Source organism: Chryseobacterium sp. StRB126 (assembly GCF_000829375.1).
GTDB lineage: Bacteria > Bacteroidota > Bacteroidia > Flavobacteriales > Weeksellaceae > Chryseobacterium.
The window spans coordinates 3,669,601-3,693,591 of record NZ_AP014624.1; the positions used below are offsets into that span (position 1 = coordinate 3,669,601).

Annotated in this window: 27 protein-coding genes; 17 read left to right on the top strand and 10 right to left on the bottom strand. The window is 34.3% G+C overall.

The genetic code is table 11. The features are described from left to right. Positions 1 to 235 precede the first annotated feature (235 nt). Both CHSO_RS25680 and CHSO_RS26015 read left to right on the top strand, forming a co-directional pair. On the top strand, positions 236 to 613 hold the full coding sequence (locus CHSO_RS25680; RefSeq protein WP_144428947.1) for a helix-turn-helix domain-containing protein: 378 nt from the start codon (positions 236 to 238) through the stop codon (positions 611 to 613). Between the two features lie 153 nt (positions 614 to 766). Next, positions 767 to 1,669 carry a helix-turn-helix domain-containing protein gene (locus CHSO_RS26015; RefSeq protein WP_171817660.1) on the top strand — a complete coding sequence of 301 codons (903 nt, stop codon included), beginning with the start codon at positions 767 to 769 and terminating at the stop codon, positions 1,667 to 1,669. A 307-nt stretch (positions 1,670 to 1,976) separates the two neighbouring features. Here the strand turns inward: CHSO_RS26015 and CHSO_RS16685 are convergent, their stop codons facing one another. The 3 genes from CHSO_RS16685 to CHSO_RS26540 form a co-directional block, all read right to left on the bottom strand. Next, positions 1,977 to 3,080, bottom strand: a complete 1,104-nt coding sequence (locus CHSO_RS16685; protein WP_045498382.1) for a T9SS type A sorting domain-containing protein — start codon at positions 3,078 to 3,080, stop codon at positions 1,977 to 1,979. 691 nt (positions 3,081 to 3,771) lie between these two features. Then, complete coding sequence (locus tag CHSO_RS16690) at positions 3,772 to 4,062, bottom strand: hypothetical protein (protein ID WP_045498385.1); 291 nt, start codon at positions 4,060 to 4,062, stop codon at positions 3,772 to 3,774. A gap of 32 nt (positions 4,063 to 4,094) precedes the next feature. After that, entirely contained in the window at positions 4,095 to 4,241 is a 147-nt protein-coding gene (locus tag CHSO_RS26540) for a YgiT-type zinc finger protein (protein ID WP_084221088.1), read from the bottom strand. Positions 4,242 to 4,481: 240 nt separating this feature from the next. Here CHSO_RS26540 and CHSO_RS16695 point away from each other — a divergent pair, with 240 nt between their 5' ends. From CHSO_RS16695 to CHSO_RS16710, 4 genes are all read left to right on the top strand, one after another. Continuing rightward, positions 4,482 to 5,102 (top strand): hypothetical protein, encoded by a 621-nt coding sequence (locus tag CHSO_RS16695; protein ID WP_045498388.1) that lies wholly within the window; start codon positions 4,482 to 4,484, stop codon positions 5,100 to 5,102. A gap of 67 nt (positions 5,103 to 5,169) precedes the next feature. After that, positions 5,170 to 5,796, top strand: a complete 627-nt coding sequence (locus CHSO_RS16700) for a hypothetical protein (protein ID WP_045498391.1) — start codon at positions 5,170 to 5,172, stop codon at positions 5,794 to 5,796. A gap of 78 nt (positions 5,797 to 5,874) precedes the next feature. Next, positions 5,875 to 6,111, top strand: a complete 237-nt coding sequence (locus CHSO_RS16705; RefSeq protein ID WP_144428949.1) for a hypothetical protein — start codon at positions 5,875 to 5,877, stop codon at positions 6,109 to 6,111. 84 nt (positions 6,112 to 6,195) lie between these two features. Continuing rightward, the gene (locus tag CHSO_RS16710) at positions 6,196 to 6,519 is read left to right on the top strand and encodes a hypothetical protein (RefSeq protein ID WP_045498397.1); all 324 of its coding nucleotides are present in this window, start codon (positions 6,196 to 6,198) and stop codon (positions 6,517 to 6,519) included. 204 nt (positions 6,520 to 6,723) lie between these two features. Here the strand turns inward: CHSO_RS16710 and CHSO_RS16715 are convergent, their stop codons facing one another. Further along, the gene (locus tag CHSO_RS16715) at positions 6,724 to 7,809 is read right to left on the bottom strand and encodes an IS481 family transposase (RefSeq protein ID WP_045492331.1); all 1,086 of its coding nucleotides are present in this window, start codon (positions 7,807 to 7,809) and stop codon (positions 6,724 to 6,726) included. Positions 7,810 to 7,918: 109 nt separating this feature from the next. Beyond that, a complete protein-coding gene (locus CHSO_RS16720) occupies positions 7,919 to 8,176 on the bottom strand; it encodes a hypothetical protein (RefSeq protein WP_045498400.1) in 258 nt (85 codons plus the stop codon). Positions 8,177 to 8,197: 21 nt separating this feature from the next. Between CHSO_RS16720 and CHSO_RS16725 the strand changes: the two genes are divergently transcribed. After that, on the top strand, positions 8,198 to 8,476 hold the full coding sequence (locus CHSO_RS16725) for a hypothetical protein (protein ID WP_144428950.1): 279 nt from the start codon (positions 8,198 to 8,200) through the stop codon (positions 8,474 to 8,476). Between the two features lie 17 nt (positions 8,477 to 8,493). On the opposite strand, the gene CHSO_RS16730 is transcribed toward CHSO_RS16725, so the two are convergent. From CHSO_RS16730 to CHSO_RS16740, 3 genes are read right to left on the bottom strand one after another with little or no spacing between them, the layout of a single operon-like run. Continuing rightward, positions 8,494 to 8,739, bottom strand: a complete 246-nt coding sequence (locus CHSO_RS16730; protein ID WP_045498404.1) for a hypothetical protein — start codon at positions 8,737 to 8,739, stop codon at positions 8,494 to 8,496. Beyond that, entirely contained in the window at positions 8,740 to 9,666 is a 927-nt protein-coding gene (locus CHSO_RS16735; RefSeq protein WP_045498406.1) for an IS1595 family transposase, read from the bottom strand. It abuts the gene before it with no gap. Between the two features lie 3 nt (positions 9,667 to 9,669). Continuing rightward, the gene (locus tag CHSO_RS16740) at positions 9,670 to 10,326 is read right to left on the bottom strand and encodes a hypothetical protein (protein ID WP_045498409.1); all 657 of its coding nucleotides are present in this window, start codon (positions 10,324 to 10,326) and stop codon (positions 9,670 to 9,672) included. Between the two features lie 132 nt (positions 10,327 to 10,458). On the opposite strand from CHSO_RS16740, the gene CHSO_RS25430 reads away from it, so the two are divergent. Continuing rightward, a complete protein-coding gene (locus CHSO_RS25430) occupies positions 10,459 to 10,617 on the top strand; it encodes a DUF1508 domain-containing protein (RefSeq protein ID WP_084221012.1) in 159 nt (52 codons plus the stop codon). Here the strand turns inward: CHSO_RS25430 and CHSO_RS26020 are convergent. Next, a complete protein-coding gene (locus CHSO_RS26020) occupies positions 10,608 to 10,745 on the bottom strand; it encodes a hypothetical protein (RefSeq protein WP_171817661.1) in 138 nt (45 codons plus the stop codon). The two genes, CHSO_RS25430 and CHSO_RS26020, sit on opposite strands and share 10 nt — an antisense overlap. A 170-nt stretch (positions 10,746 to 10,915) precedes the next feature. Between CHSO_RS26020 and CHSO_RS16745 the strand changes: the two genes are divergently transcribed. From CHSO_RS16745 to CHSO_RS16760, 4 genes are all read left to right on the top strand, one after another. Beyond that, positions 10,916 to 11,224 (top strand): immunity protein Tsi6 family protein, encoded by a 309-nt coding sequence (locus CHSO_RS16745; protein ID WP_045498412.1) that lies wholly within the window; start codon positions 10,916 to 10,918, stop codon positions 11,222 to 11,224. A gap of 167 nt (positions 11,225 to 11,391) precedes the next feature. Then, the gene (locus tag CHSO_RS16750; protein WP_144428951.1) at positions 11,392 to 12,066 is read left to right on the top strand and encodes a hypothetical protein; all 675 of its coding nucleotides are present in this window, start codon (positions 11,392 to 11,394) and stop codon (positions 12,064 to 12,066) included. A gap of 2 nt (positions 12,067 to 12,068) precedes the next feature. After that, the gene (locus CHSO_RS16755; RefSeq protein ID WP_045498418.1) at positions 12,069 to 12,740 is read left to right on the top strand and encodes a hypothetical protein; all 672 of its coding nucleotides are present in this window, start codon (positions 12,069 to 12,071) and stop codon (positions 12,738 to 12,740) included. 1 nt (position 12,741) lies between these two features. Next, positions 12,742 to 13,368 (top strand): hypothetical protein, encoded by a 627-nt coding sequence (locus tag CHSO_RS16760; RefSeq protein WP_045498420.1) that lies wholly within the window; start codon positions 12,742 to 12,744, stop codon positions 13,366 to 13,368. A 323-nt stretch (positions 13,369 to 13,691) separates the two neighbouring features. On the opposite strand, the gene CHSO_RS16765 is transcribed toward CHSO_RS16760, so the two are convergent. Then, positions 13,692 to 14,441 (bottom strand): NUDIX hydrolase, encoded by a 750-nt coding sequence (locus CHSO_RS16765; RefSeq protein ID WP_045498422.1) that lies wholly within the window; start codon positions 14,439 to 14,441, stop codon positions 13,692 to 13,694. A gap of 414 nt (positions 14,442 to 14,855) precedes the next feature. Between CHSO_RS16765 and CHSO_RS16770 the strand changes: the two genes are divergently transcribed. From CHSO_RS16770 to CHSO_RS16790, 5 genes are all read left to right on the top strand, one after another. After that, positions 14,856 to 17,114 (top strand): TonB-dependent receptor, encoded by a 2,259-nt coding sequence (locus tag CHSO_RS16770; RefSeq protein ID WP_052480630.1) that lies wholly within the window; start codon positions 14,856 to 14,858, stop codon positions 17,112 to 17,114. Positions 17,115 to 17,124: 10 nt separating this feature from the next. Continuing rightward, on the top strand, positions 17,125 to 19,416 hold the full coding sequence (locus tag CHSO_RS16775; RefSeq protein WP_045498423.1) for a glycoside hydrolase family 3 protein: 2,292 nt from the start codon (positions 17,125 to 17,127) through the stop codon (positions 19,414 to 19,416). Positions 19,417 to 19,776: 360 nt separating this feature from the next. Next, complete coding sequence (locus tag CHSO_RS16780) at positions 19,777 to 20,655, top strand: alpha/beta hydrolase (protein ID WP_045498424.1); 879 nt, start codon at positions 19,777 to 19,779, stop codon at positions 20,653 to 20,655. A 10-nt stretch (positions 20,656 to 20,665) separates the two neighbouring features. Beyond that, the gene (locus CHSO_RS16785) at positions 20,666 to 20,950 is read left to right on the top strand and encodes a hypothetical protein (RefSeq protein ID WP_045498426.1); all 285 of its coding nucleotides are present in this window, start codon (positions 20,666 to 20,668) and stop codon (positions 20,948 to 20,950) included. 99 nt (positions 20,951 to 21,049) lie between these two features. Next, complete coding sequence (locus tag CHSO_RS16790) at positions 21,050 to 23,515, top strand: glycoside hydrolase family 3 C-terminal domain-containing protein (RefSeq protein WP_052480631.1); 2,466 nt, start codon at positions 21,050 to 21,052, stop codon at positions 23,513 to 23,515. Positions 23,516 to 23,991: the final 476 nt, after the last annotated feature.

The following is a 23,991-nucleotide window of genomic DNA, read 5'->3' on the forward strand; positions in this document are numbered from 1 at the left end:
CGGAGAAAATAGTATCTCAGCTGATATAAAAAGTAAATACACCAGCTGGCTTATGAGTACAATGGTAATTAAATTCTGTTTCATTGTACTGATTATAGCATTATTATTCCTAGGTTCAGAAACTCATTATCTCCTATTATCAATATTTTCAATTCTGATTTTCTTTCAGTATATCATTATTATATTTAATGTTTTAGAAAGAAATTATTACTTTTTAAATTATAGAAAAAACAATATGGCACTGACACGTTCCGGGCATATTTATCCTGAATCAGGACTGGCTAATAATGAGCTGAAAGTACAGGAAAAGATTGTGATCCATCAACAAGATTTCGAAGATTATTTTCATAATCATAAACCTTATCTCATTTCAACCTTAAAAATAGAAGATTTAGCGATTACTTTTAATACAAACAGGCAATATTTGTCGAAATTTATAAGTGAAGTATATAAGGTAAATTTCAACCAATATATTAATTCCTGGAGAATCAATGAGGTAAATCAACTTACCTCTTTGAAAGACAATCAGGACAGGAGCATTGAAGAACTTTCTCAAATGGCAGGCTTTGGAAGTGTTCGAAGTTACTGGAGAGCTAAAAAGCATATTTCTTAGCCGGATATTATCAATATTTGAATCATGATTTTACGTACATTAACTTTTTTATCTTTCTGTATTCCTATTTTTGCAGGTGTGTTTTGTACCTGCTTATTTTTTGGAAAGCTGATCTATACAGGGAGACAGCTTAGCAATAAAAAGGTATTTACAATGGGAATTTGCTTTCTATTGATGCTTACAATCTTTCATTCTATCAATACTATTCCTGTTCTATATTATGATTCATCTGCTAAAAGTAAAATGCTGAGTGGCTTATTTTGTTTACCTGTTTTAGCAATTTTACTTAGCTTTTTTATTTCTTCATTAACCAAAGAAAGTATCAAAGGAAAGTATTTTTTTGTGATGTATTGCATGATACCTATAGTTTTTGTTTTACAAAGTTCTGTCTATACTATCTATCCTTTTTTTGGGTTTGAAAAACGGGTGGAATTAGAATTATATATAAGTGCATTCATAATTCTGATGTATCTTTATTTATCAATCAAATATGCCTTGGGCTATTCCACATCTCATAAAGGATCTTTATGGTTGCTGAAAATAATTGCTCTATTTGCTTGTCTCTGCATAATCTACATCCTTTTAAATACTGTTTTTTTAAAAATTCAGGCAATTTATTTCTCAGGAATAATTTCATTGAATCTGCTCTCTTTTTTATTGTGCTCTATTCTTTCTTATACGATATTTACTAATAACTATTGCATTTCAATTAAAATTTCTAATATAGCCATACGGGAAGAATCAGATCCTTGTGGTAGTATTGACCAAATGAGATTTGAGAAATATGTAAAAGAACATAAACCCTATTTGAATAGCGAGCTGAAAATGTCTGATTTTACCAAATATGTTGGAACCAATAGAACCTATTTATCTCACTTTATTAATAAGAATTACGGAATGAACTTTCGGGCTTATATCAACATGTTAAGATTAGAAGAGTTCAGAGAGCTTAAATCATCTTTGCACCATAAAGGTTTATCCGAAGAAGAACTGGTGTATATGGCAGGTTTCAAAAGTTATAAAAGTTATAAAAAAATGATTGAAAACCTTAAATAGTTCTTTATCTTTCTAACAAAACATTTATTGTAAAAATTTTAATGTTAAGCATCTTAATATTGGTTGTGCTGATATTTAAAGTGATACAGAATATATTATTAATAAACAATTCATTTGCTATTTAATATTAAATTACTTGTACATTTAACATTAATATCTCGTCTTAATTGAAACCGTTTAGTGTGAAGCTATTTCAATTAAGACGAGATATTCCAGCTGCTTTTTAGATTGCTAATTGGTTACCTGTTTAGTTTGTTATTTTTGAAACATACAAATATCAGGACATCATTTTTTAACGATTTAAAACTTACTTTTTAATAATCTTATTTTGAAGTGTTTTCCCATCTTTAAAAGTAAATTCTACGAAATAAATTCCATGAATCAATCTATTCATATTTACTGAAGTAATTTTCTTGTCCTGCTCAGATTGCACCAGCTTACCATCAGCGGCGTAAATATTTACTTTCACAACATTCATTTTTGAATTGATATGCAGAATATCAATTACAGGATTGGGATAAAAATTAAAATCCTTATTGTGAGAAGTTTCGTTTACGGATAAACAACCTGAAGAATTTACAGTAACAGCTAATCGGGTAGTACTTTCGCATGCTCCTACAACTTGAGAAGCATAGTATGTTGTACCCGTAACTAACACCGTTGTATTGGGAAGTAAATTTCCACCCGTTGAAGCATCATACCATTGTATATTGGAACCCGTGACCACAAGGTTTGCCAATGTCTGTGATGAACAAAAATTCTGTAGTGAATTTCCTGTAGGAGCAGCAGTACTTCCGTTACAAATCTGAAAAATTGCATGATCTAAAAAAGCAAAATTTCCAGCCTGATTAATATTATTTTTTACGCCTTTAAAATTTACTCTATTTGTACCCGCAGGGAGAAGTATATTTTTGGTAACCCATTGACTGGCTGTAGGTGTAAAAAAAGAAGGAATCGTCCCACCAGTATTTAATTCTCCGGTTTTCCCAATTTCATAATCATGAATTAGAGTATACGTTTGCCCCCCATCAGTAGAGTACTCCAGTAAAATGTGATCATCTGCAAAAATGGTCTGAATAGCTGCAGGCATGGTATATCGATTAGCCGCTGCAAATTGAAATGAAACCCCAACAGGTTCATTAGTGGGATTATCTAAAACCGGCGACTGAACGTTATAAGTAGACAGCCCCATGCTGTTAAAAAAATTATACATTAGACTCCCACCTGCTCCCCCATTCGGAGAATCAACTGACGTATTTTCTATAACAATTACGGAAGGATTAGAATAGTTCCATTGAGATTGAGTTGAGCTACCTCCAAAATCTTCAGTATAAGGAAGACTAACTTGGGCTCCAATTACGATTGGACAGAACGTTAAAAATTGCAAAAAACGAAAATAGTTCTTTTTCATATATAGTTAAATTGATTTTAAGAGCTTAAATTGATAACGGTAAGAGAATTTTTTAATAATTAAAATAACCGTATTATTTGTAATTGTAAAGCAAAAAAACATTAAGCAATAATTAGAAAAAAAAAGTAAAAAATACAACTGACAAATTAGCACCCATATCACAATATTCTTTATATCAGCTAATTAAATGCTTTTTTTCAATAAGCATATAAGTATAAATTTTGACATTATCGAAAGTACTTATTGTCTTTATCAGTGGTATGTACAGGTAATGGTGGCTATCTCTTCATCCTATCAACTCTATTTCCACTCTATATTATGATCCATCCGCTGGAAGTAAATACGGAGTAGTTATTTTGTTTATCTGCTTTAGCAATTTTACTTAGCTCGTAGAGATCACAAACAGCCAAACGGCGCCACTTAAAAACAAGCGGCACCATTTTTTATTTTTTTCTGATGACTTGAAAACCTTCTAAGCTTAAATTTTGGTTATGATATAGTTATTAGGTACCAGCTAATTTTTATTAGAAAGTTTATATCATACTATGTAAATTTTCTCTATAAAATATGAAATTAATTTATCTGTACAATTGGTACATTTAAGTATATTATTATCAAAAATTATTGAGTTTAAATCAATTGTTACTTGATATTAAACCATAAAAAAACATTTTGATTGAGTGCCATCAATTTAAATTTCTTTTAATTTCAATATTATATTTTGACCTTTAAAATCTAATTGTTCTTTATCAAAAAAGCCATTATAAGAAAAAGATCTATTTTTTGTTTCAATATCACTTTTAGTTAATGGTAGATTTTCATTCTCAAATTCAATAGTATCAAAATAAACATCATTAATAAAAATATCCCATTTTGATTTACCATTAATAAAATTATTAATATTTTCAGACTCACCAGTAAAAAATGTTTTACCAAAAGACATATTAAAAATGCCATTTAATTTTAAAATTTCTGTTCTCATTTTTTTATCTTACATTATCTATTAAATTTATTTTAATATTCGAAATATCTGCTAAAATCCTGTATTACTTCTTGGCAAGATAGGCAATAAGGTAACTCTGATACTATTTTTATTTCCCCTTTTATTTCAGAATATACTTCTCGTCTAACTTTTCCGCTATTTCCGGTAGCATTACATATTCCATATCTTCATTTCTCACCCAAACATTTGGTGTATTTATACCTCCCTTTCTTTATCTACCGCATAAGCATTAAAAATTGGTTCCTCTTCATATCTTACCCCAGAATCCTAATATTAACTTCAAACGCTAGTTCTTCAATATTCACTTACATTATTTATTTTATTATAATATTTCTTTATTTTACAGATTTAACTTTTACTTCAATATTATAATTTATATATTATCGAATACTGTTTGGATGGTTATTTCTGTTGTAGGTTCTATTTTAGATGCAGGAGCTGTAGAAAAAATACCAGCTAAACTGGTACAGGCAGGAAACTATAAAAAATTAACTACAAATATTATGAATATAAAAGAAATGCAGCAATTACTTGAAAATGAATCAGACGGAAACGAATTATATGATTTGCTAATAGATTGCGGAAAAAAATATCCTTGGACACCTCAGGAAAAAAATCAGTTAAAGAATATCATTATAAAAATATGTGACAATCCTAACGAACAAGCACGCAGCGCATCCATCAAAGTTTTGTGCTTTTATTGGGGAATGGAAGAATTTAGAGATAAAGCATGGGAAATGTTTTCTTACGATAAAGATGACGACACAAGATCAGATGCCCTGATAAGTTGGGCAAACACATATCGTAAACAGAATAAAGCATCAGTTATGAAAACACTTTATTCAATTCTCGAAAACAAAAACACTGAAGTTAATATTAGGGAAACAGCTTACCGATGTATATTTTATGTATCTCCTTTACCCCCTGACAGTAGACCAAACCAAATTTTAGATTGGGATCATTTTGATGAAAATGTAGATTGGAAATTAATAGAAAAAATGATTTCAGAAGCGCAATAATTTTAAATTGAAGCTTAAAGAACATATCCTTGAGTAAATTAATATATTAAATTTAAACTAAAAAAATATGATTTTCGCGACAGATTACTTTAATTATATCCCCAATGAACTGCCTGAGTTTAATTTAAAATTACTTTTAAATATAGAAGATTTAAACAATTCTATTTTTAATGAAGTGTTTAATATTCTTAAGCCTCTTCAGCAAGAAGAATATATCACTTTTAAAGAGTCTGAAGACGCCAAAAAGTATAGAAAAGAAAGAAATGCTAAATTACCCTATGTAGATTTTAACAATTTACCAGAAATCTTTGACGATGCTTTATTACAAAAAGTCATTCTGTATCAAAAAGAAGGAGAAATAAGAGGAGCCATATATGACTCGTTATCAGAAGACCACAAAGGACAAATTGCCCGATTTAACTCAAAAATATTTGAAGAAGAAAAAGCCAAAAGGCGAGCTTTAATGTCTGACGAGGAAAAAAGAAAAGAAAAAGAATGGTGGGATAAGTATGAAGCAGATCCAACACCTCGTTTTATGGGTAACGTAGGCGAACCTGATACGGTTACAAGCTTTATCATAAAATATGGTGTAAATCCCTTAACCCGAGAACCCGAAACTATTGAAAGTTTTCAAAAAAAATATACTATTGATCCAAAAACAGGAGATCCTGTTCCAAGGGAAAAATATGAATAGTACTCTTTATAAGTAAGTTCTAACGAGGCTATCTTTACAATGAGAGAGCCTTATTTTATATGTAAAAAAATTAATAAAATGAATAAGAAGAAATTACTAGAAAAGAAAGATTGGGAATATTATGTTTTTGAAGAGAACAGCAATATCGAATTATCTGTTCCTATTCCCAATCCCAGCCCAGGATTTGATATCATTTATGTTCTTGATGAATCTGAAAAAGAAATGTATTTACATACAGGTATTAAAGTCCTTGAAGACAGAATAGAAGATATGAAAGTTAACTTTTCAAATTATAAAATGAATTCATGGAAATAGTGATTTTATATCAACTTTAGCAAAACATGGTCTAACAATTAAATATAAAAAGTAATTTTTTAAGTTTAACTTTAAAATAGATAAATGTATACAGATTTAGAAGACAACTTAACGAAAAAGTATTATCATGAAATAGTTGGAAAAGCCCTATTACAGGCAAAAGAAGAATACGAAAGATCTCCAGATACTCCAATGAATATTTCTTTTTATAATCAATTACTGGATATTAAAAAAACTGTAATTGACCATAATGAAGTTTATACAAAAGACGAAGCTTATAAAAAATATCCAATGGCAGTAATGATAACAAGAAATTTTGTTGCAGAAGAAGCAAATATTGATTATGCCAATATGCTAAAAGATATAGTCTGGGGAATATCATTATATCCGACTATGATTGAAGAATAAATCTTTAAGTTACAAAAAACAAAAAGTGATGTAAAGATCATCCCGGACAATTCAAACCTAACTTAGATTATGTTAAAATAGAGCACTTAGGATTATCAGCACCTTACATAAAAATGAATATAATTAAAATAGGTAATTATACGTTACTTTACATGTAATAGCCACAACTTGATCTGACAGTTAGGGTTTAAAAATAATTGTCAGTTATCCAATATTATCCTTACTTCCAAAAGTAAGGATTTTTTGTTCCTCTGCAAGAGTTTCCAATAATTTCTCTTTTGCAATAGGTTTACTATCCAAAAACGTCTGCATCGGTGTTTTACCGTAACAATGTTTTCCTGTATGCGTTCTTTCATTATTGTAATACGACAGCCAGCTGTTTAAGTCTAATTGCAGCTCTTCAATACTTCTGTAAATTTTCTTTCTGAAAGCTATGGCATAAAACTCTTCCTGTATTGTCCTGTGAAAACGTTCACAAATGCCGTTGGTCTGAGGGCTTTTAGCCTTGGTCTTCGTGTGATCAATATCTTCAATGGCTAAATAAAGCTGGTATTCATGCTGTTCTCTTATTCCACAGTATTCCGTTCCTCTGTCTGTTAAAATTCTGAGTAAACGAAGTTCCTGTTGCTCAAAGAACGGAACTACCTGATCATTAAGCATGTCAGCAGCAATAAGAGCATTTTTACGGTCATATAGCTTTGCAAATACTACTTTAGAATACGTGTCAATAAAAGTTTGCTGATAAATATGTCCAACTCCTTTGATATTGCCTACATAATAAGTGTCTTGAGCTCCTAAATATCCAGGATGATGAGTTTCAATTTCTCCATGAGCTTTTTTCTCCTCCTTGGCTCTTTCTAGTGCTGAAAGTTGAGATTCAGTAAGGACTATACCATCTTGAGCGGATTTGGCTTCCAAGGCTTTTAATCTTAGTTTAAACGTATGTAGATCGTGTCTTAACCAAATACCTCTGACCCCGCCTGGGGATACGATCAACCCTTTCTTTTTAAGTTCATTACTCACTCTAAGCTGCCCCAAAGCAGGGTTTTCAATGGCTATATCAACAACAGCCTTTTCAATAACTTCATCTACACGATTCTTTAATACTGGCTTTCTTCTGGAGATTTCCTGTAATGCTAATTCACCTCCTTGCTCATACAGTTCTTTGAATCGATAAAAACTGTCTCGGGAATAGCCCATTACTTTACAAGCTTTGGATACATTTCCTAAATGTTGTGCTAATTCAAGTACACCTAACTTGTTTTTGATGATTTTTTGTTGTGTTGTCATAATACTTAATCTGTTTTAAAGTTATTTAATTTGATTATAACTGTCAGATTAAGTCTTGACTAATTCACTTTACACTAATTTGTTAAAAATAAAAGAGGACTAAAATTAATTAGTCCTCTTTCTTGTTTCTTATTATAACTGTTTGTTTTGTTATAATTGTAAATGAAGTTTCTCCCATTGTTTTTAGTTCTTCCATATTTGATTTTGGAATCTCTGAAAGTATTGGATTAAATTTACTATTCTGTAAATTATTTAAATCAATTTTACCTATTTCAATTGAAGCATTTTCAAAAGGATTAAAATCTTTTGGATTTGGTTCCCATATTTCAGTGCTTATTTCATTTTTTTTGTATATTTCGTATATCATAATAATATTAAAATTTTGCCTATGTCTCCTTTATCTAGTGATTATATGTATATAATTGGAAATTTAGAAACTCATAAGTACACCTTTACTCATAAAAAACAAATTATTGATGAGTATATTCATTGTATAATACTAGAAAGATTACAAGAATTTGATGGTTACGTACCTAGAAAAATTAAAGTTCAACAGATACATAATTTGAATGAGTATTTTACCAATCCTGATTATAATGATTTTACTGAAAGAGTATTAAATACTGATGATTTAACAGCTGTGATTAATTATAGAAATGGTTATTAAAATAAAAGAGGACTAAATCAGTCCTCTTTTTTATTTTTTCTATCAGGTTTAAAATTCCAAATCTTAGTAATCATATTATCAAAGTCTGTTTTCATGTGTACATACTCTACCATGATTAAAGGAGTTTCTTCATGATATTTAATTTTCAATGTCTCAATCTTTAATTCAGGGCAATTGCTTTTTATATCTTCTACATAGAAGTATTCTTCACCATCTAAAATAATGGTTCTTACTTCTCTTTGTTTTAATAACACTTCTTTCATTTATCCTGTTAAATCTTTGTATCTCGTTCTAACATTATTGTTATTCAATAAATGTTCAAACTTCTTATAGTCTGTGACTTCTCTTAAATTATACCTATACACAAATTCATCAACATATTTTTGAAGGTGCTTTTTTGAAACGTGATTATACATTCCTGAAACACTTCTTTTAAGTATGTTCCAACTTCCTTCTATATTGTTATTATGTACTGTATTATCTTGCAAACTTACATATTCTTTTTTAGAATGATCTATTACTTTATGATCATAATGTCTATGTAATCCTTTATAAGCCCACCATTCATCTGAAATGAGCCTTGTTCCTGTTTTTACATATCTATGTATTAAAGGCTGAATACTGTTTCTCCTTGTATTAGGTATAACAAATGCATTCAACTTACCATCTCTTTGCAACATTCCCATAACAGGAACTTTGTCTTTATAGCTTCTGCCTTGTGAGTGTGGAACTTTCTTGTCTTTGTGTCTGTTCTTATTTTTACCTCCAATAAAAGTTTCATCTGCTTCTACAACTCCTTCAAGTTCATTACAGTTTTCTATACCAAAACAGGCTCTAATTCTTTGCAGCATGAACCATGCTGTTGCTTGTCTCACTCCAATATCTTTTCCTAACTGTATAGAACTAATTCCTTTTTTATGAGATGTAACAAGCCATATAGCTAAGAACCATTTTCTAAGACTAACCTTTGAATTTTCAAACATTGTTCCCGTCTTAATGTTAAAGTACTTTCCTGTATTCTTACATCTATATTGATTATTCTTACACTTATATACTTTTGAAGTTTCATCAAAAGGACTTACAACAATACCACTCCAAATAACTTCTTCCAAATAGTCTATGCAAGCCTGTTCAGTTGGAAAGGCTTGTATTAATTCTAATACTGATTTTATGTTGGTGTTAATGAACATATATTAGTCTGTTACGTTTTTAATAATTGTATTAACAGCATCATACAGCCAATTAACATTACCATTATAAATAGACTGCATATTGGAGTTTACTGTTTCTGTAAAGTCATTTAAGATCTTCTCCTTTTTAGTATCAGATATATCCAGAGATTTTATTTGATGAACAATATCATCTATGACTGCCTGAGCATTCTTTTGATTGTTATTGTATCTATTCTGCAAAGTAGTTGCTGCATTACCCAAACTAGAAATATCCAATTTTTCAGGATCTCTATATTGATAAGGTCTCCTAGATGATTGAGTATTTTTCAAACTGTAATACTCCCATTGTCTGGAATAGCTATTGTATTTCTCATAACCTATAAGATTTGAGTATGAGTCAAAATAATCATATCTGTTATAATATGAATTAAACTTCTTTGTTACAGTCTGAGAGAAGCAAAATATCCCAAGTAACATACATACTGAAAAGAAAACTTTTTTCATAAGTGAATTTGATAATCCACTCAAACCCAAAGCAGAAATTTTAAGATTATAAATAAAGAAAGGCGTGGGTTTGTAGTCTTTATTTATTACCTGAGGCTCTGGATTGCCAATGACATAAACAAGACAACCCACACCCATATAGGATGTAAGTGTCAGTTGTTTATTCTGTGTCATTTTGAGAAATTTTCCAGATTTCAGGTAACAGAATAAAAGCTAACGCTTTCTTTTTAATCGATAAATATTCCTGCAAAAGTACAAAAATTATACCTTTTTCACTATATTTGGATAAACTAAAATCATTAAATTATGGGAACATTAAAATGGGTATTCTATCAGGATAGTGCTGAAAAATGGAGATGGCGTGCTACTTCAGTTGAAAACGGAAAAATTGTAGGGGCCGCAACTCAAGGATTTTCTTCAAGGCAAAAAGCTGTTGAAAATGCAAGACACTTTGGTTATAAATAACCTATAACTTTTTCACCTAAGCCTCTTTTATCAGCAATTATTTGTGCCTCATTCCATGAAGGTGCATAAATGTTTTGACCTGCATAGAGATCATTAATATTTCTATATTGGGTTAGGAATTTTTTCATTTTCATAAATTTGAATTTATTAATAAAAAAGACCAAACTATCTTTTAGTTGGTCTTTACTTTTTTCTATGTTTGTGTAAAGTAACGTATAGTTACCTTAAAATAAATGCAGAGATAGACAAGAATGGAAAAGGCTGAAGTCAAGTATATCTCCAAATTCCAATTTTAACAATGAATTATAAAGAAGTAAATACGAAAAAAGAATACAATAATTTACTAAATGAATTAAGTATCGAGTCAAAAATTTTAGCAGTTAAATATCCTGAAATTTCAATCTATAAATCAATCTATAACCAAATTGGTGATATCCAAAGTATGATACACAATAATATTAAGTTATCTGAAAATGATATATATAAGAAGTATTCCATAGGTGCTATAGCTGTAAAAAACTTTGATTGTGAGAAGGATATTTTTGGAAGAAAATTACAAGATTTATTTGGTGCTCTGTTTGAATATTGGAATATGCCCGAATCTTAATTGTAATCGAAAAAATATTATCCTGAAATAGCCAAGGAACACCTTTTCCGGTTCCGAATATCGAGTGATCCCGTATTTCCCGTCGAAGGTTCTTTAATCAACTTAAACAAAATATAGTGGTACAAAAGTTGTATTATTTACTTATATTTTTCTTAAAATCTACCCTAATGACCTATAAATTTCTTATTTTTTTATTGATTGTACCTTGCATGGCATTAGCGCAAGTTGGAATAAATACAAATACTCCAACCCGCAAACTTCATGTTGTGGGCAATATGCGCATAGGAGTTCTGACTAATAAATCAGAGACCGTTGCATACGATGAAATATTGTCTACGGACATCAATGGTAATGTAGACTATGTAACCAAGTCAAGCATGCAGCCTCCGTTAGAGCCTGGAACTTCCAACAAAGAAAGTTATAGTTTAGTCTATAATATGCCCAGTCCTAACGGGGATCCCACCAGAACATTAAAATGTGGTAAATTTTTATTTGTCTTTGAAAATACAGATCAATCACGGATCAATTTTAGGTTAGCAGAAAATCCAGGAGCTGATGTTAATATTTATATGAGTATGGAGCAAAATTTTAATGCTAATGGCTTTCAATTTTATCAAGGAAAAATTCCAACTGACCCCTCTACTGTTCCTTTTTTATTCACTTCTTCTAACTGGAATATTAATCAAGAATTTGCCCGAGCTAATGTAGCAGATTATGAACAGAATATCATGCACTTCCAATATCCAAATGATACAGATTTTTATAGATTAACTATTTATAAGGTAAAACAAAATACCGGAATAGATAGTTGGGATTTTGTTGCTTCTTGTGAAAAATTTTAAATATGAGAAATATTTTATTTTTAGTTATTGGTCTTAATGGTCTTGTAATGGCTCAGGATCAAAAGTTTGGTATAGACACCAATATGCCTACAAGGAAATTAGACATCAACGGAGACGTAAGGATTAGTACAACAAATGATGTAACTAATAATGCCTCCTATGACAGAATTGTAACCGGTAATAATGCAACCGGTAATATAGACTATATCAATATATCTGCTATTGCACAAACAGAAACAAATAATGTTGAAGTAAAACGTATAGTTTATAATAGTTCCCTTCCGGACGAATCTAAAGAGTGTAGCTGTGGTGATATCACTTTCCGAATTAATAACCTGGATACTGCTGAAATTAAGCTTAATTCTCTTACCACTTTTGTAACAAATGGGAACATTTCCAACTTTAATTTAGGGTATGGCATTAAAAGATGGATAAACAATTCATACAATTTTGTCAATAGAACAATTGCATTTACAGATTTGAATTATTCCACTTATCAGTCATTAGATCCGGCTATATTTACCACCGGCCCTAATTACACAGTCAGAATCTACACTATTGTGCCTCCTAAGCAAAATAATTTATATAGACTAACTCTATCTCGTATCAGTAATACCAGTACTAATTTTACGTATGGCCTTATCTGTGAGAAATTTTATATACAAACTCTATAATATGAAAAATATCTATTTATTTTTTACCCTAGTATCATTGTCCATCAACGCTCAAGTCGGTATAGGAACAACCGCACCAACCAGAGTATTGGATGTTAATGGTGATGTAAGAATAAGAACATTAACAGATAAAAGTACCGATAGTAATTATAATAAAATAATTGTTGCCAACTCAAATGGAGATCTGGATTCCTGGGATAAAGCAAGTTTATTAAATACGGTAAAAGATCTGGCTATAGAAAATAAAAAAATCACCTATTTTTCAAATTCTCCGGTTATAGGCAATGTCATGAATTGCGGAAAAATGCAATATAGATTTGATAATGGTCCCCTACCGCAGATGAGATTAGTTAATCCCGCCGATGCAATACTATATTACACTAAAATTCAAAAAGTAAACAGCAATGCAAATACTTTTATCCCTCCCAACAGCATTGTATCAAATCTTACTGCAGTATATACTATGGCAAACACCTGGTTAACTTTGGATCCTGATTACTCAAACAATATTTTGGATGAGTTTTATATGACCTACCCAGATGATACAAATATTTACAGAGTAACTTTTTTAGCAAGAAATATGGGAGTAGACCAATATTTCTATACAATGCTCTGCGAAAAATTTTAAATGAGAAACTAAACTATCTTATAAAAAAACCTTTTGTCTTCACTTCATAAAACTGAATATGCTTTAAAATTAAAAAATCGAATGAAAATGTCTCTATTTTAAGTATTTACACAATTTATGGGATAGTATCATATCTTATAAAGTTCTCCAATGGGGTATATATTCCGTTTGTTTCCGCTCTTCAGCAATACCCTGGGCTATTCTTGTTTCAAGACCTTCCAAAAGCATTAATTCCAGGGAGATCTCTTTTCCTTTCAGCGTTGTTTGATACCCACTGGTATTAATACAGAGAATCTGAATATTTCCGCCTACTTATTTGCCAATTACCAGCTATTGACCCCATCCTGCAATGCCTTTTCGTAATTTTCCCTGTCAAAAGAATATAACTCCTGTGCTTTATGGGCCCCACCCTTCCGAAGCTCGTTTAATTTTGTAAGAATTCCCATATTTTTGATCTTTCTATAAAAATTACCACGGTTAAGATCTCTGCCCAGTATCGTTTCATACAACTTTTGCACCTCGGTCATCGTAAATTTCTCCGGTAGCAGATTATACCCTATAGGTTTATAGGTGATGCGTTCTCTAAGGGTAAGGAGTGCTTTCTGGATAATTTCCTTATGGTCCATTGTAATAGGGTATCTGTCAAGATTGTTGACATCCAGCCAGTCAAATTCTTCACTCATTTCATCTGCTTTGGGAGAAACAGTATGGTAATTGACCAGTGCATAATACCCAATGGAAACAAATCTCTGTTTATGCCACAACCCGTCTTCATAATCGGCAAAAGAGTCTTCGCTTCTGCCGTACTTTCCGAATACCGCAAACTCCTCCAGAAATATATCGGACACCCCTGCACGCTCAGACAGAATTCTCACAGCCGCATCATCGATGTTCTCTTTCTTTTTAAGATAACCACCGGGAAGAAACCATTGCTGATTAAACTTCATTTTGATCGCAAGTACCTTAAGCTCATTTTCGCTAAAGCCAAAGATAACCGTATCGATAGAAATATGTGGTAAATATAGCTCATAGGAGGCAACTGACTTCTCTAAGATCTGTTTATCTGGACTCATGTTTATTCTCTATTGTTTGGTGTAACAAATTTAAGGTCATATTCAGGAAGAACCAAAATTTACGCTGCCAGATTGTTTTTTAGGGCAACATTCAGTTCAGGATTTTTTAACACTTTCAAAGCTTCTTAGCCTATTTCGCAATAAAATCATTTTTTACATATCTAATAATCAAACAAATACACAAATATTAATTTTTCGTAACATTCCATTTGGCTGTATCAAAAAAAGAGTGTAATATTGGTTGATTCATAAAGAAGCAACTAAAATTTATCAGGGAATATTGGATCTTATACCAGATAATGTCTTATAGGAACCGTTTTTATAATGTTTAAACCAATTATAGGATACCGCATCCGTGATTCGATGGCTCTCTGCACGATTAAAACCACAAAAAAAACAGATTAATTGATAATTATGAAAAATCCAAAATTTACAATTTCCGCTTTGGGACTGATACTTTCCTTCAGTACTGCGTTCGGGCAACAGGCCGATAGTCTGGCAGTGAAAAATGCAGTGAATACAGCTATAAAAGGTGCAGAAGGTGTAAAGACCGTTACCTCCAAAGAAGACAACAACAGGAACGTCATGTTAAACGCGGCCAATAACACAAGTCCCAGAGACGTAAATATCGGTCTGCCGTCAACGGTTGGGGGAATTACAATTCTTGAAAACGACCTTCCCGTGGTTTATTTTTTCTGGCCGGAACTGCCCAATAAAACATGGAGACAGAGTGTGGGCCTAGAAAAAACCGGGCTTCTGAAAATGGATCAGCTGGCAAATACGATGGGAGACCTTGGTTTTGCAGTAAATTCGTACGCACAGACGGGAACCAAAGAATTCAAACTGAAAGGAAAGCTTACTACGAGTAACTTTGGCTGGCTGCAGGGAGATGTAAACGTATCAGGACCGATATCTAAAAACGGCTGGAGCTATACTGCCGGAGCTTTTGCCAATTATGATCCGAGCACCTATAAACTGGGGTTTGCAAGAAATGCCGATGAAACAAAGATTTTCAGGGTCGGCGCCACTAAATATTTCGATAACGATAAGGGCAAAATCTCCATCTTATATAAATATGCGGATTCTTACAGCATCACCAATTATGCGGTTTTTCAATATGGAGAAAACGGAAAAGTTACGGAGCTCGATAATTTCAAAATCGGGAGGGATTCCTATGTGGTAAGAGATGGGCAGATGAAAGTCAAAGATATCCTCACGGGCGAATCTTATTGGGCGTCCATGAGTGGCAAAGATAACAGGTCAACCTCTCACAACATTGATATCTTTGGTAATTATCTTTTGAACAGTGGATGGAATTTCAGATTCTCCACAAGAGCACATTTTTCAAAAACGAAAATGTCCAACATGATTCCTTTGAGTATTTTCAATGCAGGTCCTTCCGCTGGGTATACTCTGGCTTCCAACGGGCAGGCTTACTCAGGACAGGTGGGAACTATTTTAGGGATGTATACCCCGGCAACGCCTATTACTAATATTGCGGGCCGCTTTTCCTTGAATAAACAGATCGGAAATCATAATGTGACATTCGGGGTTTTGGAACAGTACTATCACGTCAGTAAATTCACATCCAACCGTACTTTTTTCTTCCAGACTGTTGAAGCTCAACCTCAGCGGTTGATCGGTCCAAATACCGATACTGACGGGTTCTACAACTACAATGCAGGCGGCGAATATCACAGCGGAACAGAGAACAAACTTTCTCTGTATGGTACCGATGAATGGAAAGTTACCGACAATTTTAATCTGAGTTACGGTTTGCATCTGAGAAATCATATCCTAGATGGAGAATACTCTTTGACTCCCAGAACGATTGGGTTCAGTTTCACGGACCCTGGTCAGTTTAATCACATCAGTCAAAATTTCTTCCAGATTGCAGGAAGTTTGAATGCCACTTACAACATTACCAAAAATTTCGGAGTTTTAGCCAACTTCTTATACACAGAAGAAAACAGAAGATTGGAAAGTTACTCTCAAGCTTTTGAACCCAATACCAATAAAATTAAAAGCCCATTGGGAGCAATTGGAGTTTTCTGGAATACAGACTGGATCCAGTTGATTTCCCAGGCTACTTATCTGAAGAAAAATAATAACCTTAACAGATATAACCTGGTCAATCCTGCCAATAGTTCTGAGGCACAGACCACGACCGTTTATTACGATATTCAGACGCTGGGCTGGACTACAGATTTTGTTTTAAAACCATTCAAAGGATTCAATTTACATTATCTGGTTACATTCCAAAATCCTGTTTATAAGAAATTTAATTTCAATGCTTTCGGAAAAGATTATAATTATAACGACAACAATGTATTAGGGGTTGCTAAAGTTTTAATGGAAATCGATCCAAGTTATTCTATTGACAAGTGGAGGTTCTGGGCAAGTTTCAGATATTTCTCAAAACAATATGCGAATCTTACCAATGCATTATACTTTGCACCCAGATGGGAAACTTTCGGAGGTGTAAGCTATACAGTGAACAAAAACATCAACGTCGGTGCAACAGTGATCAACTTCCTGAACCAAAGAGGAGCCAGTGGAACCATCAATGGTGCCGAATTAATTACAGATGCAAGTCCATATTACGGAAAACTATTGACAGGGACATACATTATGCCATTAACAGGTCAATTCTCGATAAACTTTAATTTCTAAAATGTAAACAATGAAAAGAACGGTTTTAAATGTTGCTGCATTATGTTTAGGAGTAACAGCATTTGCACAGAATATTCAGACAGTAACCAATTCTAAAGGCCCTGTTTTAGGGTATTCCGCAGATTCAGGTATAAAAATTCTTACAATTGGCGGAAATAAATTCAAAGATTTAAACAGAAACGGAAAACTTGATAAATACGAAGACTGGAGACTTCCTGTTGACGAAAGAGCGAAAGATTTAGCATCAAAAATGACGGTCGAACAGATTGCAGGCTTAATGCTGTACAGCGGCCACCAATCTGTTCCTGCACCTGCAGACGGCTTCCGGGCAGGAAAATATAACGGAATGCTGTATAAAGAAAGCGGTGCAAAAGCCTCTGATTTAACAGACCAGCAAAAGAAATTTTTAAAAGAAGACAACCTTCGTCATGTTTTGGTAACAACCGTTGAATCTCCTGAAATTGCAGCACAATGGAGCAACAATATTCAGGCTTATATAGAAGGTCTGGGATTGGGAATTCCAGCCAACAACAGTACAGACCCGAGACATTCTGCGACCGTAACGGCTGAGTTTAATGAAGGAGCAGGCGGACAAATTTCTCTTTGGCCGGATGGCCTGGCAATGGGTGCAACTTTCGACCCGGAATTGGTTAGAAAATTCGGGAACATCGCAGCTCAGGAATACAGAGCATTGGGAATTTCAACGGCTCTATCTCCTCAAATCGACTTGGGAACAGAACCGCGTTGGTACAGAATCGCTTATGTTTTCTCTGAAAGTCCGGAACTGACAGCAGATTTAGGAAGAGGTTATATTGATGGTTTCCAGACCACTATCGGAAGTAAAAACGGTTGGGGTAACAAAAGTGTAAATGCCATGGTAAAACACTGGCCGGGAGGAGGTCCTGAAGAAGGCGGTCGTGACGGTCACTGGGCGATGGGGAAATTTGCTGTTTATCCGGGAAATAACTTCCAGAATCACGTGAAACCTTTTACGGAAGGTGCTTTCAAATTAAACGGGGGAACAAAAGAAGCTTCTGCGGTAATGCCTTATTATACAATTAGCTTTAATCAGGATACGAAAAACGGAGAAAATGTCGGAAACGGTTACAGTAAATATCTGATCACAGATTTACTTCGTGGAAAATACAAATATGATGGCGTGGTGTGTACCGACTGGTTAATTACAGCTAATGAACCAAAAACTCCGGGCGGATTTTCCGGAAAACCCTGGGGTGCCGAGAAATTATCAATCGCTGAACGTCACTATAAAGTGTTGGAAGCGGGTGTTGACCAGTTTGGAGGAAATAATGATAAAGGACCCGTTTTGGAAGCGTATCAGATGGGAGTGAAAGAGCACGGTGAAAAAGCATACCGTGCAAAATTTGAGCAGTCTGCCGTTCGTTTGCTGAGAAATTTCTTCAGAACAGGATTGTTTGAAAATCCCTACGTCAACGTTGAAGAAACCAAAAAAATTGTTGGTAATCCTGAGTTTATGAAGGCGGGTTACGAAGCGCAGGTTAAATCGATCGTGATGCTGAAAAATAAAGGAAGTGTTCTTCCCATTAAGGAAAGAAAAACGGTTTACATCCCGAAGAGATATTCTCCGGCAACATTTAACTGGTGGGGAATTTACACCGCTCCTTCTCTGGATTATCCTGTTGATATCACAAAAATCAAAAAGCATTATGATGTAACCGAAGATCCTACAAAAGCTGATTTCGCGTTGGTCTTTGTGAAAAGTCCGCATAGTGAAGAAGGCGGTTACAGCGATATTGATGCTGCAGAAGGCGGAAACGGGTATCTTCCGATTTCTCTTCAGTACCAGACTTACACAGCGACAGAAGCCCGTGAAAAAAGTATTGCAGCAGGCGACCCGGTTGTAGCCCCGAATGTACACGACAGAACATTTAAGAATAAAACTTCAACGGCCACCAATTTCACTGATTTACTGACGATTGAAAACACCTATAAGGCAATGAACGGAAAACCTGTCATTGTTTCTGTAACAGCTTCAAAACCCATGATCTTCAACGAATTTGAAAAGCACGCTGATGCGATTCTGATGAACTTCAATGTCTCCAATCAGGCGGTTGTGGATATCGTAACCGGAAAATATGAGCCTTCGGGACTGCTTCCCCTTCAGATGCCTGCAAATATGGCAACTGTTGAAAAGCAGAAAGAAGATGTTCCTTACGATATGGAAACACACAAGGACTCCGAAGGTCATAACTACGATTTCGGATACGGAATGAACTGGTCCGGCGTAATTAAAGATGCCAGAACTCAAAAATATCATAAGTAATAGTTCATTAAAAAATTAGTTAATTGATGTCTTGAGACCGGGCATTATTTTCCGCCTCATTTCTTTAACAGTAATTATTTGGGCAGCTTTATCCGCCTTCCACTCCCAAACCTAACGAAGTGGTTCGACGAAGTCAACCTTTTTTGCAATACGATTCCAGTTTAAATAGAACTCGAAGACCAAGCAAAAAAGGATTTCCGTTCAAGTCGGGCTGCGAGAAATCCTATGTTAAAGCCAACATAGTCTTTGTCATTCCGTAGGAATCTCAACAATGATATTTGAAATACTGAGCTTAGATTCCTAAGGAATGACAAACTAACTACAAAGTTTAAGAACTAAAAATCAAAATAATTTAAAAAAATGAAAAAATTAATCATAGCAAGTTTATTTCTTGTAGGTTTAACAACCATCAACGCTCAAAAATCAATTCCATTATACAAAGGAAAAGCGCCGGGAACAGAAAACTGGACACAAAAAGAAGCACAGCAATTCAACGAATTGTTCAAAACTGAAGTTGTTTTCAATGTTTCACAACCTTCAATGCTAGTCTTTGAAGCTGATAAAGCAAAAGCTAACGGAACAGTTATCGTTGTTGCTCCGGGTGGTGGTTTTCAAAGTTTATCCATCAACAGAGAAGGAATTGATGTTGCCAAAAAATTAGCAGAAAACGGAATCACTGCAATCGTTTTAAAATACCGATTATTGGAAACTAAATCTAATGACCCAGCCAAAGAAATGATGGAAGGTATCAAAGACAGAAAAGCATTCGATGCAAAAACAGCTCCAATCAAAGTAATGGCTGGAGACGACATCAAAACAGCGATTTCCTATATCAGAACTCACGCAAAGGAATTAAATATCAATCCTGAAAAATTGGGTGTTATCGGTTTTTCAGCAGGTGCAAGTGTGATTTTGGAAAGTGTTCTTCACAGCAAAGATGCTTCAACATTACCCAACTTCGCAGCTTCGATTTACGGCGGGCCAAGTCAGGATATTTTAGATACTCAGATTCCTTCAACGCCTTTACCATTGTTCATTTGTGCTGCAAGTGATGACCAATTAAAACTGGCTCCAAAATCAGTTTTATTATATAACAAATGGATGGAAGCAGGACAGCCCACTGAACTTCACATGTACGAAAAAGGTGGTCACGGTTTCGGAATGGGGAAACAAAATCTTCCTGTTGACAAATGGCCGGATGTCTATTTGGATTGGTTGAAATTCCACAAGTTTTTATAATTAATCATTGATGAAAACAATATTGGCAAGCATATTATCCGTATTTGCAGGAGCATCATTGCTTGCTCAGACAACTTCCGCACTTCCGGGAATGGACAAATTTGTAAAGCCTAGATACAGAGTCATCGTCGACAATGAAATCATTGTCGACCCGGATGGCTTGTTTCAGCTCGTTCATCAGATTCTTTCACCTTCCACAGATATCAAAGGAATTATCGGTTGCCATTTAAAACCAGAGGATCCGTTTGATTCATCAAAAGTTACTGCTGAAAATGCAGCGAAAATACAATCCTAAAGGAAGAGACATCAGAGTGTACACACAACTTGATACGCGAATGATGTTCGCAGATTTCTATACAAAAATTAAAATGTTCAATACTAAAAGATAAAAATTATGAAAAAGAATGTATCTACATTGATCAGACTTTCTCAGAAAGCAAAATATTCAGGTTTATTCCTGGCTTTATTCGCAGCATCACCTTATGCAAAAGCTCAAAATAACAGTCTAACCGTAACAGTTGACGGAAAAACATTTAAAGATTCCAACAAAAACGGAAAATTAGATGTTTGGGAAGACACAAGGCTTTCGGTAGACAAAAGAATCGACGCCATCATTAAGCAAATGACCAACGAAGAAAAAGTAAACCTTCTGATTGGAACAGGAATGCCCGGAATTGAAGTTCTGACAGGTCCTGTCGGAGATTCAAAGCAAGGTTTGGTTCCCGGTGCAGCAGGTGGAACAGCTAATTTCGACAGGTTCGGAATTCCGGCTACCGTTGTGGCGGATGGACCTGCAGGTTTGAGAATTGCACCAACCAGGGAAAATGATTCCAGAACGTATTATGCAACAGCATTTCCTGTAGGAACTGCTTTAGCTTCAACCTGGAATAAAGCACTTTTGGAGCAGGTGGGAAAAGCAATGGGAAATGAAGTGAAAGAATACGGTGTGGACGTACTTTTAGCGCCAGCCCTGAATATCCAGCGAAACCCCTTGAACGGAAGAAACTTCGAATATTATTCGGAAGACCCTTTAGTTTCAGGAAAAACAGCCGCCTCTATTGTGAACGGAATCCAATCTCAAGATGTAGGAACATCCATCAAACATTTTGCTGCAAATAATGAGGAAACGAACCGTTTGACCATCAACGCTCACGTTTCTGAAAGAGCAATGCGGGAATTGTATTTGAGAAATTTTGAAATCGCCGTGAAGGAATCTCAGCCCTGGACGGTAATGTCTTCTTACAATAAAGTGAATGGTGTTTATACATCAGATTCAAAAGATTTACTGACTCAGGTTTTGAGAAACGAATGGGGCTTTAAAGGAATTGTAATGACCGACTGGTTCGGTGGTTTCCCAGGATTTGAATCTATTAGAAACGGGGGTATTTCCGATGTTGTAAAACAGATGAATGCCGGAAACGACCTCTTGATGCCGGGAATTCCCACGCAGAAAAAAGTATTATTGGATGCTTTAAATTCAGGAAAATTGTCTCAGGAGGTGGCCAACCTCAACGCGAAAAGAATCCTGGAATATATTTTTAAAACATCCACTTTCGCCCAGTACAAATACAGCGATAAACCTAATCTGGCTCAGCATGCAGAAGTCACACGAAGCGTTGCGGCAGAAGGTATGGTTTTGCTTAAAAATGAACAAAATACTTTACCTTTTGCAGGCAAGCAGAAAGAAGTTTCATTATTCGGAGTGACCTCTTATGCCTGGATTACAGGTGGAACAGGAAGCGGAAGTGTGAACAACAGGCACACCGTTTCTCTGCTGGAAGGCCTGAATGCAGCAGGTTACAGATTGGACAGCGAATTGGCCCATCTGTACGGACCGCATGCTGAAAAAGAATTGGCTGCCGAAAAAGAAAGAAGGAAAGCAAGAGGAATTTTAGCCCTTCCTGAAAGACTACCCGAAATAAAGCTGGATGATGCATTCTATGCTAAAAAAGCGGAAACTTCTGAAATCGCTTTTGTGACGTTGGGAAGAAACTCAGGAGAAGGTGGTGACAGAGTGGTAAATGATGATTTCAATTTAGCCGCTGAAGAAATCGAAATGCTGGATAAAATCTCCAAAGCCTTCCATGCAAAGGGGAAGAAAGTTGTTGTGATTCTGAATATCGGCGGTGTTATTGAAACCGCTTCCTGGAAAGATAAAGTGGATGCTATTCTTTTGGCTTGGCAACCGGGACAGGAAGGCGGGCATTCTGTTGCAGATGTTATTTCTGGAAAGGTGAATCCATCAGGAAAACTGACGATGACCTTTCCTGTGAATTATGCAGACCACGCTTCGGCTAAAAATTTTCCGGGAGTTCCCGCAGACAATCCGCAAGATGTAACCTATCAGGAAGGGATCTATGTTGGTTACCGTTATTTCAATACGTTTGGTGTAAAACCTTCGTATGAATTCGGTTATGGGAAATCTTATACGGATTTTGCTTATTCAGATATTAAAACCAGTTCCAAGACTTTTAATAATCAATTGGAAGTAACTGTTGATGTAAAAAATACAGGAAAATTTGCAGGAAAGGAAGTGGTCGAACTGTATCTGTCTGCTCCTGGAAAAAATGTCGACAAACCAAAATCCGAGCTCAAAGCATACACGAAAACCAGAGAACTTAAACCGGGAGAATCACAAAGGGTTACTTTGACATTGGACCTGAAAAATTTGGCTTCATTTGAAACCGCAAAATCTGCCTGGATTGCAGAAGCCGGAAATTACAAAGTGTCTGTCGGTGCATCTTCTTTGGACATCAAACAGACGGCAGAATTTTCTGTTCCGAAAGAACTGGTGGTTGAAAAAGTGCAGCATATCCTTCCATCGGATCAAAAGTTTGAAGATCTGAAACCTAAAAAATAAAATAATCTGCTACTATTGGATCGTACAATTTGATTACCTGACTAAGGTTAAATAATTTTCGGAAAATAGCGATAATATTTATTTTTTTAATTAACAAGAGGCTGTCTCAAAAGTGTCATTCTGAATGAAATGAAATGTAATGAAATGTAATGAAGAATCTCAAACAACTGACCAACAATGAGATTCTTCCTTCGTCAGAATGACAAAAGCCAAATTATTTGACTTTTGAGACAGCCTCTTATTTTTTAATGAAGTGTACATTAAAGATGAAGAGCTAGATCTGCAACTTACATAAAGAAGTCATTTATTTAAGTAATGATATATTTGAATATACGAAATTGTAATTTTATATAAAAATCAATTTTACTCCTTATTTACTAATGAACAGGTATATAATTGCATTAATCTAATAGAAATTGCTTGACAAAAATGAGCTCTATAATTCTTGTTTAATTTGACTCAAACGAACCCAAGCA